Origin of the sequence: Planosporangium mesophilum (assembly GCF_016863255.1) — a bacterium.
GTDB classification, from domain to species: domain Bacteria; phylum Actinomycetota; class Actinomycetes; order Mycobacteriales; family Micromonosporaceae; genus Planosporangium; species Planosporangium mesophilum.
The window spans coordinates 46,592-61,472 of the sequence record NZ_BOON01000041.1; the positions used below are offsets into that span (position 1 = coordinate 46,592).

Annotated in this window: 17 protein-coding genes and 1 pseudogene; 10 read left to right on the forward strand and 8 right to left on the reverse strand. The window is 70.2% G+C overall.

Going from position 1 to position 14,881, the window contains the following annotated elements:
- Positions 1-13 precede the first annotated feature (13 nt).
- A complete protein-coding gene (locus Pme01_RS21830; protein WP_203935794.1) occupies positions 14-1,048 on the reverse strand; it encodes a lysylphosphatidylglycerol synthase transmembrane domain-containing protein in 1,035 nt (344 codons plus the stop codon).
- A gap of 26 nt (positions 1,049-1,074) precedes the next feature.
- Positions 1,075-1,209, reverse strand: a complete 135-nt coding sequence (locus Pme01_RS31570) for a hypothetical protein (protein ID WP_275408551.1) — start codon at positions 1,207-1,209, stop codon at positions 1,075-1,077.
- 178 nt (positions 1,210-1,387) lie between these two features.
- Between Pme01_RS31570 and Pme01_RS31680 the strand changes: the two are divergent.
- The 4 genes and pseudogenes from Pme01_RS31680 to Pme01_RS21845 form a co-directional block, all read left to right on the forward strand.
- Positions 1,388-1,585 (forward strand): annotated as a pseudogene (locus Pme01_RS31680) (LD-carboxypeptidase); the annotation flags it as partial.
- 59 nt (positions 1,586-1,644) lie between these two features.
- Positions 1,645-1,965, forward strand: a complete 321-nt coding sequence (locus Pme01_RS31685; protein ID WP_308441101.1) for a S66 peptidase family protein — start codon at positions 1,645-1,647, stop codon at positions 1,963-1,965.
- A 234-nt stretch (positions 1,966-2,199) separates the two neighbouring features.
- Positions 2,200-3,021 (forward strand): helix-turn-helix domain-containing protein, encoded by an 822-nt coding sequence (locus tag Pme01_RS21840; protein WP_275408552.1) that lies wholly within the window; start codon positions 2,200-2,202, stop codon positions 3,019-3,021.
- A 158-nt stretch (positions 3,022-3,179) separates the two neighbouring features.
- Positions 3,180-3,992 carry an SAM-dependent methyltransferase gene (locus Pme01_RS21845; RefSeq protein WP_168117188.1) on the forward strand — a complete coding sequence of 271 codons (813 nt, stop codon included), beginning with the start codon at positions 3,180-3,182 and terminating at the stop codon, positions 3,990-3,992.
- Between the two features lie 101 nt (positions 3,993-4,093).
- Here Pme01_RS21845 and Pme01_RS21850 read toward each other — a convergent pair whose 3' ends face one another.
- Positions 4,094-4,300: a DUF397 domain-containing protein gene (locus Pme01_RS21850; protein WP_168117186.1), complete on the reverse strand. Its 207-nt coding sequence runs from the start codon at positions 4,298-4,300 to the stop codon at positions 4,094-4,096.
- A 575-nt stretch (positions 4,301-4,875) separates the two neighbouring features.
- Between Pme01_RS21850 and Pme01_RS21855 the strand changes: the two genes are divergently transcribed.
- The gene (locus Pme01_RS21855) at positions 4,876-5,913 is read left to right on the forward strand and encodes a GGDEF domain-containing protein (protein ID WP_168117184.1); all 1,038 of its coding nucleotides are present in this window, start codon (positions 4,876-4,878) and stop codon (positions 5,911-5,913) included.
- Between the two features lie 29 nt (positions 5,914-5,942).
- Positions 5,943-6,470 carry a GNAT family N-acetyltransferase gene (locus Pme01_RS21860; RefSeq protein WP_239088381.1) on the forward strand — a complete coding sequence of 176 codons (528 nt, stop codon included), beginning with the start codon at positions 5,943-5,945 and terminating at the stop codon, positions 6,468-6,470.
- A gap of 82 nt (positions 6,471-6,552) precedes the next feature.
- Here the strand turns inward: Pme01_RS21860 and Pme01_RS21865 are convergent, their stop codons facing one another.
- From Pme01_RS21865 to Pme01_RS21875, 3 genes are all read right to left on the reverse strand, one after another.
- Positions 6,553-7,443, reverse strand: a complete 891-nt coding sequence (locus Pme01_RS21865; protein WP_168117183.1) for a hypothetical protein — start codon at positions 7,441-7,443, stop codon at positions 6,553-6,555.
- 8 nt (positions 7,444-7,451) lie between these two features.
- Positions 7,452-7,847, reverse strand: a complete 396-nt coding sequence (locus tag Pme01_RS21870; protein WP_168117181.1) for a hypothetical protein — start codon at positions 7,845-7,847, stop codon at positions 7,452-7,454.
- Between the two features lie 82 nt (positions 7,848-7,929).
- Positions 7,930-8,730: a hypothetical protein gene (locus tag Pme01_RS21875; RefSeq protein ID WP_168117180.1), complete on the reverse strand. Its 801-nt coding sequence runs from the start codon at positions 8,728-8,730 to the stop codon at positions 7,930-7,932.
- 220 nt (positions 8,731-8,950) lie between these two features.
- Here Pme01_RS21875 and Pme01_RS21880 point away from each other — a divergent pair, with 220 nt between their 5' ends.
- Both Pme01_RS21880 and Pme01_RS21885 read left to right on the forward strand, forming a co-directional pair.
- Entirely contained in the window at positions 8,951-9,241 is a 291-nt protein-coding gene (locus Pme01_RS21880) for a PGPGW domain-containing protein (protein WP_168117179.1), read from the forward strand.
- A gap of 129 nt (positions 9,242-9,370) precedes the next feature.
- Positions 9,371-9,556: a M91 family zinc metallopeptidase gene (locus Pme01_RS21885; RefSeq protein WP_168117154.1), complete on the forward strand. Its 186-nt coding sequence runs from the start codon at positions 9,371-9,373 to the stop codon at positions 9,554-9,556.
- A 731-nt stretch (positions 9,557-10,287) separates the two neighbouring features.
- Here Pme01_RS21885 and nhaA read toward each other — a convergent pair.
- Positions 10,288-11,598, reverse strand: coding sequence for a Na+/H+ antiporter NhaA (nhaA, locus tag Pme01_RS21890; RefSeq protein WP_168117178.1), 1,311 nt, complete (start codon positions 11,596-11,598; stop codon positions 10,288-10,290).
- A gap of 452 nt (positions 11,599-12,050) precedes the next feature.
- Here nhaA and Pme01_RS21895 point away from each other — a divergent pair, with 452 nt between their 5' ends.
- Positions 12,051-12,398, forward strand: coding sequence for an STAS domain-containing protein (locus tag Pme01_RS21895; RefSeq protein ID WP_239088390.1), 348 nt, complete (start codon positions 12,051-12,053; stop codon positions 12,396-12,398).
- 80 nt (positions 12,399-12,478) lie between these two features.
- Here the strand turns inward: Pme01_RS21895 and Pme01_RS21900 are convergent, their stop codons facing one another.
- Entirely contained in the window at positions 12,479-14,080 is a 1,602-nt protein-coding gene (locus Pme01_RS21900; protein WP_168117175.1) for a class I adenylate-forming enzyme family protein, read from the reverse strand.
- Between the two features lie 330 nt (positions 14,081-14,410).
- On the opposite strand from Pme01_RS21900, the gene Pme01_RS21905 reads away from it, so the two are divergent.
- Positions 14,411-14,572 (forward strand): hypothetical protein, encoded by a 162-nt coding sequence (locus Pme01_RS21905; protein ID WP_168117174.1) that lies wholly within the window; start codon positions 14,411-14,413, stop codon positions 14,570-14,572.
- Positions 14,573-14,881 lie beyond the last annotated feature (309 nt).

Sequence of the window (14,881 nt, forward strand, 5' to 3'; positions counted from 1 at the left end):
CGCTTCCGGCTGGTCAGAGCCGCGCGACGGGCGCCGCCCGCTGGGTCGTCCAGCAGAGCAGCCCGACCGGCAGGATCGCCCAGCAGGACAGCAACCGGTAGACGAGTACCGCGGCGGCGGCGGGTACCGCGGCCGCACCGGCGGCGGTGAGCGCGAGGAGCAGACTGGCCTCGATGACGCCGATGCCGCCAGGGGTGAGGGGAATCTGCCGGACCAGTTGCAGGGCGAGGTAGGTGGTGGCGACGGTCAGCGCGGGTATGGCGAGCGCCAGGGCCCGCAGGGCGGCGAGGAGGCACGCCAGGTCGGTCAGCCAGTTCAGCACCGCCAGGGCGGCGACGGCCAACCAGCATTCGACACCGACCGCCCTGGCCAGCGCCATCGAGCGCCGTGCGGTGTCGTGCAGTCGGCGTACCGGCGAACCCCCGCCGTCGTACGGCCGTGGGGCGGACGACAGAGCGGTGGCTCGACCGGGGAGGGGGCGGGCGGCGAGCAGGACCAGCCCGGCTACGGCCACCCCGGCGGTCAGGTACGTCAGCCGGGCGTCGGGAGCCACGGCCCAGAGCAGGGCGTCGCCGGTGTAGAGCAGGGCCAGGCCGATCAGCGAGGCGAGCCCGGACAGCACCATGACGGCGGCGGCGACGTGCTGGCTGGCGCCGCGGGAACGGAACTGCCGGAACGCGTAGCCGGCGGACACGATCGACCCGGCCGGCAGGGCGATGGCAATGGCCGAGCGGGCGTAGCTGACCGCCAGCGAGGTCGCCGCCGACATGGACACGCCGAAGGCGCCCAGCAGCCGACGCTGCTGCTCGCCGAACGTGGCCATGGACAGCACCTGGAGTACGGCCGCAGCGGCTAACCATCGGCCGTCGGCGTGGCGGAGGGCGGCCCAGGTCGAGGCCCAGTCTGGCAGGTTGCCGCGCAGCGCCAGGCCGGCGAGCACGACACCGCCGGCGAGCAGCGCCGGCCGCCACCACGACCGGCGTCGCCGCCCGTTGTCCCGGCCGGCGTCTTGGGTCAGGAAGCCGTCGAGAGACCGTGACGGAATCACGGTCTCTCGACCTTGCAGGACAGCTGTCACGAGGAGGACGACGGCGACGGAACGGCGGAGCTGGGCGTGGTCGACCGGGTCTGGGTCGGCTTCCGGCTGTCGTCGCCGTCCTCGGCCACGGCCGCTGCGGGGGCGTTCTGCGGAGTCGCCTCGTCGCTCATGTTTCTTGCTCCCGTAGGTCGTCGTCATGGTGGTCGGACCCATGCCGCCCACCGGAACATCCCAAGAATCGGCCGGTCAATAAAGATCTACAGCTACCGCGAATAAGAACTGGCTAAGAGCACCGTGGGCCGCCCGGGCGGCGTCCAGCTCGCTTGCGGGGCCGCGTTGGATGGATGCATGCGCCCCGACTTCACCGTTCCCGCAAAGTTGACCGCCGGAGACCGGGTCGTGGTGGTCTCGCCCTCGTTCGCCGCGCCGGGCGCCTTTCCCGCCGTACACGAGGCGGCGATGCGCCGGCTGCGCGACGAGTTCGGCCTGGAGCCGGTGGAGTACCCGACCACCCGCCGGCTGGGCTCTTCGCCACAGGACCGGGCGGCGGACCTGATGGCCGCGTTCGCCGACCCGGCAGTACGGGCGGTACTGAGGTGTACCGGATGCTGCGCAACGCCGGCGAACGGGGCCTGCTGGCACAGTTCCCAGCCGTACTGGTCGGCACCGCCAAGGCCAGCAACCTGGAACGCCGCACCACGACCGAGCAGCGGGAACGGTACCGCGCCGAGCAGCGCGAGGCGATCCTTCGCGCCTTCGACCGGTACAACCCGTCCGCCATGGTGGTCTTCAACGTGGACTTCGGCCACACCGATCCACAGTGGTATTGCCCTACGGAGGAACGGTCACCGTCGACGGTCCGGCACGCCGGATCACCTCACACTACTGATCGGGCTGATGCACGACGTGATTGGCGTTTCCGGTGATACTTCTTGTCGTCACACCTATTCTGTACATGTTTGCCAAGCAGAACCGCGCGGTGGCACGCCGGGCCGTCAATGAGTCGGATCCGGTTGTGCTGAGCCGGCCGGCCGATCTTTGAACGAATCCAGGGGGGACCGGCGACCACCAGCGCCCGAGCGGCCACTGTCGGCAACGCCTGAGGCACGGTACGGTATCGCACGCGGACTCGTGGATACGTGCTGGGAGAGGGTGAGGACGTGCCGGTCACCGGGCAGCGAGTTGTCCGCCGAACCCTCGGGCGAAGGCTCACCCTGTTGCGTGCCGCCAGCGGTAAGAGCAGGCGCGAGGTAGCCGAGGAGAGGCTGGGCATCTCCGAGCCCACGCTGCACCGCATCGAGACCGGGAAGGTGCCGGTCACGGTGGCCAACGTGCGGGCGCTGTGTTGGCTGTACGGCGCGGACGAGAGCGTCACCGGCGCGCTGGCCGAGTTGGCGTTGGGCACCTCCCAGGAGGAGTGGTGGGATGCCAGCCCGGCGATCCCGGACTGGTTCAAGCTCTACGTGGGGCTGGAGGCCAGCGCCAGCCAGATCTGCAGCTACGACGGGGAGGTCGTGCCGGGCGAGCTGCAGACCGAGCAGTACGCCCGGGCGGTGTTCGCGGCGGAGCAGTCGACCACGAGCGAGACCGCCGATCGGCAGGTGAAGCTGCGGATACAGCGGCAGAAGACATTGTTCAGCCGCAGCCCCGAGCTGCGGTTGGTGACCGTCCTGGGTGAGGGGGCGCTGACCCGGCCGGTCGGTGGTGAGGCGGTCCTCAAGGCCCAGATCGAGCACCTGAGGCAGCTGGCGCGGCGTGACGACATCGAGATCAAGGTGCTGCCGTGGTCGGTCGGCGCCCACGCCGCGATGGCGGGAGCGTTCCGGATCCTCGACTTCGACGACCCCGACGACCCCGACGTGGTCTACCTCGAGTCGCACGTGGGTGCCCTGTACCTGGAGGAGCCCGCGGAGGTCAACGAGTACCGGCGGATCTTCGAGCTGATCCGCAAGGACGCCATACCGGTTGAGGAGTACCGGTAATCGGCCGAGCCGTCATCTGGTCCTGTTAGGACAGTCCACAAACTCTTGTACGGGCGGAGTCGGACGCGCGAGAATGCTCGCAACCCCGGTGAGGCGCCGAGCGGACGCGTTGGCGACAGGGCCGGTCCTCGGCGACGACAGGTGGAGGCACGACCACAATGGACAACGGGGCGCAGGGTCGCACGCAGAAACCGGCGACCGCTGCCAGGATGTACGACTACTACCTGGGCGGCATCCATAACTTCCCGGCCGACCGGGAAGCGGCCGACAAGATCATGGCCCAGTTCCCCTTCGTGCCGATGGCGGCCCGGACCAACCGGGCGTTCGTGCGCCGCGCGGTGCGTCAGCTGGTGGACGCCGGGGTACGCCAGTTTCTCGACCTCGGCTCCGGCATCCCGACCGTGGGCAATGTTCACGAGATCGCCCAGAAGCAGGCGCCGGACACGCGCGTGGCCTATGTGGACATCGACTCGGTCGCGGTGGCCGAGAGTCTGGAGATCCTCGAGGGTAACGAGCGGGCTACCGCGGTACGGGCCGACCTGCGCAACCCTCGTGCGGTTCTCGACCATCCCGGGGTCCGGCGCCTGCTGGACTTCGATCAGCCGATCGGGCTCGTGATGGCCGCCGTGCTGCACTTCGTACCCGAAGACGCGGAGGCGTACGACCTGGTCGCCCAGTTCGTCGCCGCGCTCGCTCCGGGCAGCTACCTCGTCCTGTCGCACATCGCGGCCGAAGCCTTCGTGGCGGACAGCGACGAGGGCAGGGCCGCCCGGGAGGTCTATCAGCGGCGGACCGCAACGCCCGTCTGGTCGCGTAGCCGGGCGGAGGTTCAGCGGTTCTTCGCCGGCCTCGAGCTACTGGATCCGGGCCTGGTCGAGGTGCACGAATGGCGGCCGGACGAGGATGCCCTCGAGGACCTTGGCGACAACCAGCGCAGCGGTAGTTGGGCCGGCGTCGGTCGCAAGGGGTAAGGCCATCTGAGCTGCTCCCGTACCGGCCGCGCGGCCGGTACGGGAGCGGGTTTCACCCGGTCCGACGGCCCGCGGCAACGCCCACTCGCCGACGACGCCGTTCAGCCGGCCAGGAGCTGGTCGAACTCACCCTTCTTGGCACCGTCGAGAAAGGAGTCCCACTCCTCGGCGGTGAACCGGACGGTGCCGCCCTCAGGGTTCTTGCTGTTGCGGACCTCTATCAGTCCTGCGTGCCGGCGGGCCTGTACGCAGCTGCCGCCGTTGCCGGTCGACCTGCTCGACATGATCCATCCGATCTCGCTGTTCATCAGTGCTCCTCTATCATCCGGCGTCCTCGCGGGACTAAGGTCTGCGGGGCATGGCGGGACGCGTCGATGCGGTCGGGGTCTCGCACCGGTATCTCAGCTCCCGAAGCGCATGCCGGATCCGAAGTGGACGCTCGCGGCGTCGCTGTGGGCCGATCGGCGGCGTGCCGCTGATCCGGCTACGAGTCGTCGCGGTGTCCGGTTGCTGATCCCAGCTGCTCGGTCTCGTCGTCGGTGCCCCCTCCCACCGGGCCCCTGCCAACTGTGGCACGGTTTTCTCGTGACTTCGTTCAGTGATCGGATCGGTGGACCGGCGACGATGTCCACAGTGGTCAGACCTCGGTGACCAGCACGTCCTCGTCTCGCCCCCTCCGAGTCTCTTTCACCGCGAAAGTTCGAGGCACGTAGCGTAACCGAAACTGGTCCCGATGCACGATCTCTGTGTGATATCTGATCGATGTGAAATCTTGCACGAGAGAATCGATCGCTGTCATGATTACGACTGCGATGACGGGGCGCAGGTACCGCCATCACGCTTCAACCGCGATCCGGTCCGCTGCAGCCACGAGGGGACGGGCATGGAGATCCTCAGCCCCGCCACCAGGATCGATGCCGGCTTGCACCAGACCGTTCCCGCCGCCGACGCCGAACTTGCCCGACTGCGCGCGCAGGTGGCATGGCTACAGGCGGAGCGGGAGGCCCTGTGGTGGGCCGTCGGCCATGACGAGTTGACCGGCCTGGCGAACCGGCGGGGCTTCTACATGCTTGCCCCGACGGTGCTGCGCGAACCGGGTCGGCCCGCCGTGGTGATCGTCCTCGATCTCAACGGGTTCAAGCCGATCAATGACAGGTTCGGTCACGACGCCGGTGACCGCGTTCTGTGTGTCGTCGCCAAGCGGCTCGCTCGCCACGTCGGCGACAACCTCGCGGCCAGGCTCGGTGGCGACGAGTTCGCCGCCGTGGTGTCCAGCCCTTACCCCTACCATCGCGAGCAGTGGTGGCAGCCCGCGGTGACCGCCCTGTCCGCGGCCATCGCTGAACCGGTGTCGGTGGGCGACCACAGCGTGACCGTGACGGCGTCGATCGGCGTCGCCCCGGCCCGCGGCGACGCCGAGATCTGCGAACTCCTCCACGACGCGGACCTGGCGATGTACCAGGCGAAGATGAGCGGCAGCAGCCATGTCGTCTGCGGGGTCGACACCGCGATCGGCGCCGGGCACAGCCGCCAGGTGGCCGCCGTGCCGGCGAAGCCGACGACGCAGGGGCACATCCCGGCACAGCGGTCCCAGGTCCTGGAACTCGCGATAATCTCGGCGGCCCAGCAAAAGGGGGCAGCCCTGCCCGCTCCCACCTGCGACCCCGTCCGGCGCGATCCGGTCGAGGTCGCTCCGGCCGGCACCTACCACCCCAGGGATCCCGTCTGGGTGCACCGGTACGGGGCCTGGCGGCCGGGCGTGGTCGAAGACGCCTCCTCGCGGGCGGTGATGATCACCTACCGCTGCGCCCAGGGACAAGGAACGGTCGTCGACACCGTCTCCGCCGAGTTCGTCCTGCCCCGGATCGAGGCCGACCCTCAGCTTGACCGGACCACCTCCGGTCCGGGTACGGCCGCGTGATCCGACCTGCTCGGCGACGGTGACGCGGCGTGAACTCGCTGGACAAGGCCTGCGTGCCGGCGGTAGAGAGCGGCATGACGTCGTGGAACCTGGTACCGGAGGCCTTCGACTCGCCCGACGCGTACCGCCTGCGCCGTGACTTCTACGACGAGGTCGCGAGCCGCTACTTGAAGCGGCCCGCGACCTCGGAGGAGATCGACCACGGCTTGACCGGGGACGGCGTCGAGCTGCTCACGCCTCCCACGGGCCAGTTCGTCGTCGGTCGCTACGGCGGTGAAGCCGCAGCCTGTGGCGGAGTGTTGATGCTGGACGCCGAGCGCGCCGAGCTCACCCGGATCTACGTGCGGCCCGCGTCTCGCGGCACGGGGGGCGCCGGCCTCCTGTTGGGGCTGCTGGAGGACGAAGCGCGCAGGCTTGGCGCCCGGCGGATGGTCCTCAACACCCGTCTCGATCTGACCGAAGCCCGGTCACTGTATGTCCGCCACGGCTACACCGAAATCCCGGCGTACTGCACAGGTCCGTACAGAGAGATCTGGTACGGCAAGGAACTGGCGTGAGGTGCGTCAAGGTCCACCGCGCCGACCAGTTCGGTGCAGGTGACGCGCGGACAGCGCGAGCGCGTGGGTCGGGCAGGGGTGGCTACGGCTGGAGCGCCGTCCAGGAGCCGTACCCGTGCACGGCGATGCCGGCGAAGGCGTTGTACCGCTGGGCGTCGCGGTCGACGTCGGCCAGTACCCGTTCCATCCGTTGCGCGCCCAGCGGGGCGAACGTGCAGTACCCGCAGTCGGCCAGCGGTTGGGTCTCTACGGCCAGTCGGGCGGGTTTGGCCGCCCGGCCGGCGCGGCCCAGCAGGTCGGCGCCCACGTCGAGGATCGAGTTGGGACCGGTGGCGGTGTCGCGGTAGCTCATGATGGTCAGGGCGTCGGCGCGCCGCAGCACCTCGTCGGCGAGGTTCGAGTCGCCGACGGGGACGGTCGCGTACCAGAACGCCACGTCGACCTCCACCGCCTGGTCTGCCGGGCGGATGAACTCGTCGAGCAGCGTGAGGAAGCCCCGGACGGTCGCGTCGCGGGCGGTGTTCCACTCGGGCAGGGCGTACGGCTCGACGTCGAGGTGGAGGGCGTGGAACAGGCCGGTGTCGCGGACCGCCAGCTGCCAGGCGAGCGCCCTGGCGTGGTCGAGCGCCCAGTCCGGTTCGCCGCCGAGCGCGTCGAGGACGATGCCCGCCTCGTCGCAGCGCCGCTTCAGCTCCTGTAACCGGGGCAGGTCGCCGTTCGTCGCCACCTGCGGATCGACGTAGGCGAAGACGGTGGTCACCCGGTGGGTGGTTGCCCAGGTCACGACGGCCGCCGGGTCGGCGGCCGTCCAGACCCACATGGCCCGGGTACCGGGTGGCGCGGTCGCCGAGTCGGTGGTCGTCGGCGGCAGCGTGGTGGGCGCACCGCCGACGAGTACGGCCACCAGCAGCACGAGCGCGGAGAGCAGGTACCCGCTGCAGTGGGGGAACAGGCGGCGTCCGAGCTTCGCCACGGCGCGCCCTACTTGGCGGGTGTGGCGGAGCCGCAGGCCCGCTGCGTCGCGCTGGTCAGAGCCCGCGCGAAGGTGGCGTCGGCGGTCAGCCGCTGCCGGAACCGCTCGACCTGGGCCGGCGTCAGGCCGGGGTACTCCGGGGTGGCCTGGTAGGCGTCGGCAAGGGCCTTCGGATCGGCGTACACCATCGACTGGACCGAGCACAGGTGGGCGGCGGTGGCGTCGAGGAACGTCTGCTCGGCGCTGGGCGTGGCGACCCGTACGGGGGTCGCGGGCCGGCCGGTGGAGGCGGTCGGGCGGGTCTCGGAACGCTGGTGGAGCAGGACTGCGGCGGTGGTGACCACGGCGATCGCCATGGCGGCCAGGACGAGGCCGGTGGTGAGGACGGCGGTGCGTCGAGACAAGGGTTTCCCGTTCTGTCGGTTCAGGTGAGGGACCCGGCCGGGCGGCCCGGGTCCGTCACCACGGCATCGGGCGGGGGAGGGGTCAGTTGACGGTGACGGTGATCGAACCGTCGTAGCTGCCGCCGGTCCAGGTCGCCTTCACCGGCACGTTGTAGGTGCCCGCGGCCAGCTTGGACGCGTCGAACCGGACCGCAGTGAAGTCGTCCTGGCCGACCGGCAGGGTGCCGAGCCTGTTCAACCCGCTGGAGGTGGCGTCACCGGGGTAGGCCACGGAGAGGCCCGCCGGCGGGGTGAGCGTCACCCGGAAGTTGGACAGCCCGGGCCTTGTGCCGGCGAAGACCAGGTTCGCCCAGGTAGGGGTGGCTCGGGAGACCGACACGGCGGTGGTCTTCTGCACCACGGCCGCCGCGCCGATCGACGGTACGACCGGGAGGGTGGCGGTGACGGTCTCGCTCCCGGGCGAGCCGACGCACTTGCCGTCCTCCTTCTTGGCCTGGCCGGGCGCCTGGTTGGTGTACGAGATGGCCAGCGCCATCTGCACCGCCCCGGTCACCGACGGGGCGACCGACACATTGAGCGCCGTGAAGTCGAGCTGGCCGGCGTCGAGGGAGGAGCTCTTGTACAGGGAGGAGTAGCTACCGGTGTTGGTCGGGTAGCTGACGGTCAATCCGGGGCCGGACGCGGTGACCCGCACGTCGCAGACGTCGTTGTTCGCCGTCCACAGCGCGCTCACCCACCCCTGCTGACCGGGCAGCATCGGTGCCAGTACCGGGACCACCAGGTCCACGTCGCCGGACTTGGGCGTCGCGACGGCAGCCGAGGCGGGTACCAGCGCTGCGGCGCCGGCCAGGAGCCCGATTGCGACTCGAGGGAGGTGGTGCATGAGGGCGGCCCTTCCGTTGAATGACCGAGTCTTATCGGCCGGGGCGCGGAGGTCCTGAGCCAAGAGGGCCTACTGACGGATGAGCGTTTTGAACCAGACAGTGAGGTCGAAACTCGTCATTCGCCACGCTCAGCGGTCGTCGACGTCCGACATTTGCGCGTCGCTGTGACGTACGCGGCATCCCGGCCCAGAATTGCGCGGATGCGGCACAGTGGCTGTCATGCGCGAGATCAACGACGACCGTCCCCGCCCACTGAAGGTACTCTCCGGGCTGCCGGCCCCGGTGCGGCGAACGCTCGTCGGTGTGATGGGTGGAACCCTGATCGTGGCCGGTCTGGCCGCGATCGTGCTGCCCGGCCCGTGGACGATCCCACCGGTCCTCGCCGGCTTGGCGCTGTTGGCCACCGAGTACGTGTGGGCGAGCCGCTGGCAGCGCCGGATGCAGGACAAGGCCAAAGCGATGAAGGACGCGGTGACCTCGCGCCGCAAGGCCGGCAGCGGCGACAAGTAGGCGCCGCCCGCTGTTACCCGGTCCCCAGAACCGCAGTACCGCGAGTACCCGTCGGTGAAGTCGGACGGCATCCGTACGTCGACCACGAGGAGATCGGGCCGGTGCTGCTCGACGGCATCGAGGAGGGCGGTGGCATCGCCGACCGCGGCGACCACCTCGATGCCGTGGGAGGCGAACAGCCGGGCAGCCGGCCTGCCGATCGACGAGGACAATGATCCGCGTACGCCGGACCAGGTCTACTCGCGGCACCCGTACGGGTTGACCGAGAACGGCCTCCGCGAGGAGATGGGAGCACCGAGCCGTGAGGCCTACTAGCTGCGGCGGCGGCCACGGGCGCCAGGCGCGCGGGTGGTGGCCGGGGCGCGTGCTCAGCGCCGGCCTGGCCGCGGTGCTGGGGTGTGCCGGCTGCGGATCCGAAGCCCCGGCCGAGCCGCACGACCCGCCGGCCGCCGGTACGCCGCCGGCGGTCCGCTTCACCTCCACCGTCGAGGTGCGCGGGCAGGCCCTGCACATCACGTACCAGCTGGTCAACGAGTCAGGTGAGGACCTGATCGGGCTCAACCGGGTGCCGGCCTACTCGGCGTCCGGCGTCGAGACCCGCGACCCCAACGCGGTCTACGCGACCGGTACCGAACCCGCCGGCCGGGTCGAGATCTCCAAACGGGCCTTCGCCATGCCCGTCACCGGTAAGAAGACCTGGGCGCAGCCCACCCGGGTCTCCGGTGTGGCCGTCGGGCAGGGACAGTCGGTGGGGGAGGAGCTGACCGTGCCGCTGCCGTTGCGACGGCACCACCCGTACGGCGACGACCACGGCGACGGCCCGATCAGCCTGCCTGACCCGGTGAAGGAGGCCGTCTTCTGCATCGGAGTGGCCCGCAAAGCCGACGTCCACCTGCCGACACCGGCCGGCTCACCGTCCGCCGGTGCGCCTCTGAGCCCACCGGATGCCGGCCGCGGCGCAGATGGTGGTGGTGCCGGCGGCGGTTCAGCCCCGCTGCTCCCCGTGATCCCGTCCACCGTGCGGTCGGGTACCAGCCGGACAGGCGCTATTGGCTCGCTTCGTACACGTCGGGGATGCCGTCATGGTCGTGGTCGGCGGTCTCGGCTTCGTGCAGGCGTCGGTAGACGCGGTTGCGCAGCCGGAGCACCACCGTGGCCAGCGCGGCTGCGGCTACCGACCCGGTGAGGACGGCGACTTTCACGTGGTCGGCGCGTGCGCTGTCGAAGCCGTACGCGAGTTCGCCGACGAGCAGGGCCACGGTGAACCCGATTCCGGCGAGGACCGACAGGCCGAACACGTCGACCCAGGCCAGGTCGCCGTCGAGGCTGGCTCTGGTGAACCGGGCGACCACGAACGTGGCGGCGAAGACGCCGATGGCCTTGCCGACCACCAGACCGGTGACGACGCCCAGCGCCACCCGGTCTTCAAGAGCCCGGGCGAATCCGCCGGCCCCGCCCATCGTGACGCCGGCGGACAGGAGCGCGAACAGCGGGACCGCCACGCCGGTCGACAGCGGCCGCCACCGGTGCTCGAAGTGCTCGGCCAACCCGGGCCCGGCGCCCGGGCCGCCTGCTGCCTGGCTGCGGATCACCGGGACGGTGAAACCGAGTAGGACCCCGGCGACGGTGGCGTGGATACCGGAGGCGTGTACCAGCGCCCAGACCGCCACGGCGAGCGGCAGCAGCAGCCACCACGACCGGACCCGGCGCTGTACCAGCAGCGTGAACAGCGCGAGCGGCACGATGGCCAGCAGCAGCGGTATGACGGACAGGTGCTGGGTGTAGAAGACCGCGATGATTCCGATGGCCAGCAGGTCGTCGACCACGGCGAGGGTGAGCAGGAACGTCCGTAGCGCCGCGGGCAGGTGGGTGCCGATGACGGCGAGGACGGCCAGGGCGAACGCGATGTCGGTCGCGGTGGGGATCGCCCAGCCTCGCAGCGCGTCCCCGCCGGCCCCGAGCGCTATCAGGGTGTACAGGCCGGCCGGTACCAGTACGCCGCCGACCGCGGCCGCGACGGGGACCGCGGCCCGGCTGGGAACGCGTAGGTCGCCCGCGACGAACTCGCGTTTGAGTTCCAGTCCGGCGACGAAGAAGAAGATCGCCAGTAGGCCGTCGGCCGTCCACTGGGCCAGCGTCAGATCCAGGTGCAGGGCGTGCGGACCGACCCTGATCTCGCGTAGTGCCTGGTAGGAGTGCTCCCAGGGGGAATTGGCCCAGATCAGCGCGCATACCGTGGCGGCCAGGAGAAGGAGCCCGCCGATTGTCTCCTCGCGGAGGATCTCGGCGATGCGCCTGGCCTCCGGCCATGACGAGCGGGTGAACAGGCGAGCGGCGCCGCGGGGAGTTTCCGGCATTCCGGCTCCTTACAAGTCGGGTCGAGAACTGCCGACCAGACTTCCCGGCTCACCTCCGACCACCCTATCGGTCACTGCCAGGCACTCGGATGGGGGCCAGGCGGTGGTTACGAGCATCGCTGCCGGAACTGCATCTCGCTGGTGAACGGCGACTCGCCGGCGCGTGTCGTCTCCCGCACTTCTCACCTGCTTCGTCGACCGGGTAATCGGCTTGCGGGTCGTGGATGGGCGGGCCTGTTGCCCGGCGGGCACCCGGCGTAACCAGTTCCGCTCCACCTCCGCGGCGTGTACGTCGGCACCGGGAACACGTGTAGCGTGGTGGACGAACGACAACACGTCGAGGCGGCATACCGAGCAATCGGAGCTTTCCCTGGGTCTTGCCCTCCCGGCACCGCGCGATGTCCTCCGCGCGGTCCATTCTTACTCCCGCCCGCCGGGGAGAGGCAGTGACCATGCAGCGCATTCAGCTTTTCGTACCAGAGTTCGTACCCGAGCCCCTTGCCATCGACACTGCGTCGGACCTCGCCGGCACAATCCGGGTCCGGGTGTCCGGCGAGGTAGACCTCGCCACCATCGATCCGCTGGTCGAGGCGTTGGCCGCTGCCGTCGCCCAGCGGCCCGACCTGGTCGAGGTCGACCTGGCCGACGTTCCGTTCATGGACTCCACCGGGGTGAACGCGCTGGTCCGCGCGCACCACGCCGCCGCCAGGGCGGGGTGCCGGCTCCGGGTGGTCCGGCCGCACCGGCTGGTGTACCAGGTGCTCCGGACCTGCGGCCTGCTGGCGACTCTGGGCCTGTGACCCGGCCGGGGCCGCGACAGCCCCGCACGCCCTCAGAACGCGGGCGGTCACCGCGCCACCCGGCCTGAACCGCCGTGGCGTCAGGCGCGGTACTGCTGTCGCAGGGTGGCCTTCTGAATCTTGCCGGTGGCGGTCTTGGGTAGCCCCGTCATGATGTCGATCCGCTTGGGAACCTGGAAGCCGGCGAGGTGCTGTCGGCAGTGGGCCAGCAGCCGCTCGGTCAGGGCCGCCGTGTCGACGTCGGGGTCGGCCGCTACGACGACGGCGGTCACCGCCTCGCCCCACCGGTCGTCGGGTACTCCGATGACCGCCGCTTCGACGATCTCCGGGGAGCTGAGCAGGACCCGTTCGACCTCGACCGAGGAGACGTTCTCGCCACCGGTCTTGACCATGTCCTTGACCCGGTCGGTGAACCACACGACGCCTTCGGAGTCGAGGTGGCCGACGTCGCCGCTGTGGAACCAACCGTGCGCGAAGGCGGCCGTGTTGGCGGCGGGGTTGTTCCAGTAGCCGCTCATCACGTGCGGGCCGCGGTAGACGATCTCGCCGGGCTGTCCGGATGGCAGCAGCCGGCCGGACGGGTCCATGATCCGGGTGTCGACGGTGACGGTCGACGGCCCCCACGATGCGGCTTTGGTGTCCTGGTGGGAGGGCCACTGGAAGACCGTGGCCGGTACGCACTCGGTCTGCCCCGAGCCCAGGAGCACCTTCGCGTTCGGGAAGGCGGCGGCGACCTGCTCGATGCGCTCCTGGGGCATGGGCGCCATGGCGTAGATGCACAGCCGGACCGAGGACAGGTCCCGGGTACGGATGGCGGGGGAGGTCAGCAGCGCGCCGTACATCATCGGTAGCAGCACGATGTGGGTCGCCGAACGGCGTTCGACCAGTTCGAGGAAGGCATCCGGCTCGAAGCCCCCGGGCAGGATCACCGTCCCGCCGGTGAGGAGGGTCGGCAGCAGCAGCGTGTCCAGGGCGGTGGTGTGGAACAGCGGTAGCACGATCGGCAGTACGGAGAACTCGTCGCCGCGGCGGTGCTCGACCTGCAACGCGTTGCTGAGCACGGCAACGTAGACGGAGAGGTGGCTGGTCAGCACGCCCTTCGGCCGCGCGGTGGTGCCGGAGGTGTACAGGCAGTGCAGCGTGTCCCGGTCGGAGACCATCACCTCGAGGGGCGTCGGGTCGGCCGCGACATCGTCCCAGCGCAGCACCTGTCGACCGGCGATCGATGCCGGTGCATCGTCGCCGGTGAGCACCACCGTGGTGATCGCCGGCAGCGACGGCAGGACCGCCTCCAGCAACGGCACGAACGCCGGGTCGGCAACCACAGTCCGGGTACCGGAGTCCGACAGGATCCAGGCGATGTCGTCGGGGGGCAGCATCAGGTTGACCGGCAGCGCCACCAGGCCGGCCTTCGCGCAGCCGAAGAACGTCGCCGCGAAGCGCCAGGAGTTGCCGAGCAGGAACGCCACCGGCTCCTGGCGGCGCACCCCGGCATCGAGCAGGCCCCGGCCCACCGCCTCCGCTGCGGCGTTGAGACGGCCATAGCTGATCTCCTCCTCGCGGTCGACGATCGCGGTCCGGTGAGCGAAGAGCTGGGTGGTACGGGTGAGCAGATCGCCGACGCAGAAGCGGGTGGCGAGGTTCAGGTGCAGGGGGTCGATCCCGGACAAGTCAGGACGCATGGCGGCTCCCTTCGCAGTGGGGCCGGTCGCTACCGACCTGGGAGGTCGAAGTCGGTAGATTCGTCGACCAGGTTCTCCACAGCGTAGGCACCGAAGCCTCGGCCGCATCGTGGCGCGCCAGAGATCAACCGGTACACGTCCACCCGACAGGATGAAGTACGGCTCGTCGCCACCGGGGTGCAGGACGGGCCGGCCGGCGGCAGTAACCTGCAGGTGGCGGTCGGCGCCCCCGACGGCGGACCGGGACCGGAACGGATCCGGGCGTTCCTGGCGGAGACGATGCGCCATCTGCAGCGGGATGTCAGCGACAACTTCACGGCGGGATGATCCATGGAACAGGCATCGCACGAGCGGCCGTTGAGCGCGGAACCGCCTGAGCCCCCGGGTGGGCCGGCGGACGTGCCCGACCTGGAGACGGAGGCGCCCGAACGGCGTGACACGCCCGACGAGGACGTCAACCCGCAGGCGGGACTGATCGAGCCGCCAGACTGAGGATCCACCGCCGGAGCCCACGGACCCTCGATCGGATGGGCTCGGCCTTGCGATACCGTCAAGGCGCCCACACCGGCGTCGAGCAGTCCGCGTCCGCCGGCTGGCGATGGTCCGCGGGGCACCCGACGAATCAGGGAGATACCGATGCCTGAGCCAGAGCCAGCTCAAGACGCCCACGCCGAGGACGGCAACACACCAGCCATAGCCGAGACCGAGACCGAGACCGAGACCGACGAGCCTGCCGTTTACGCGAATCGGGCTGCCCGACGCGCGAAGGGCAAGGTTGCCTCGCCTCAACCGTATGGAAAG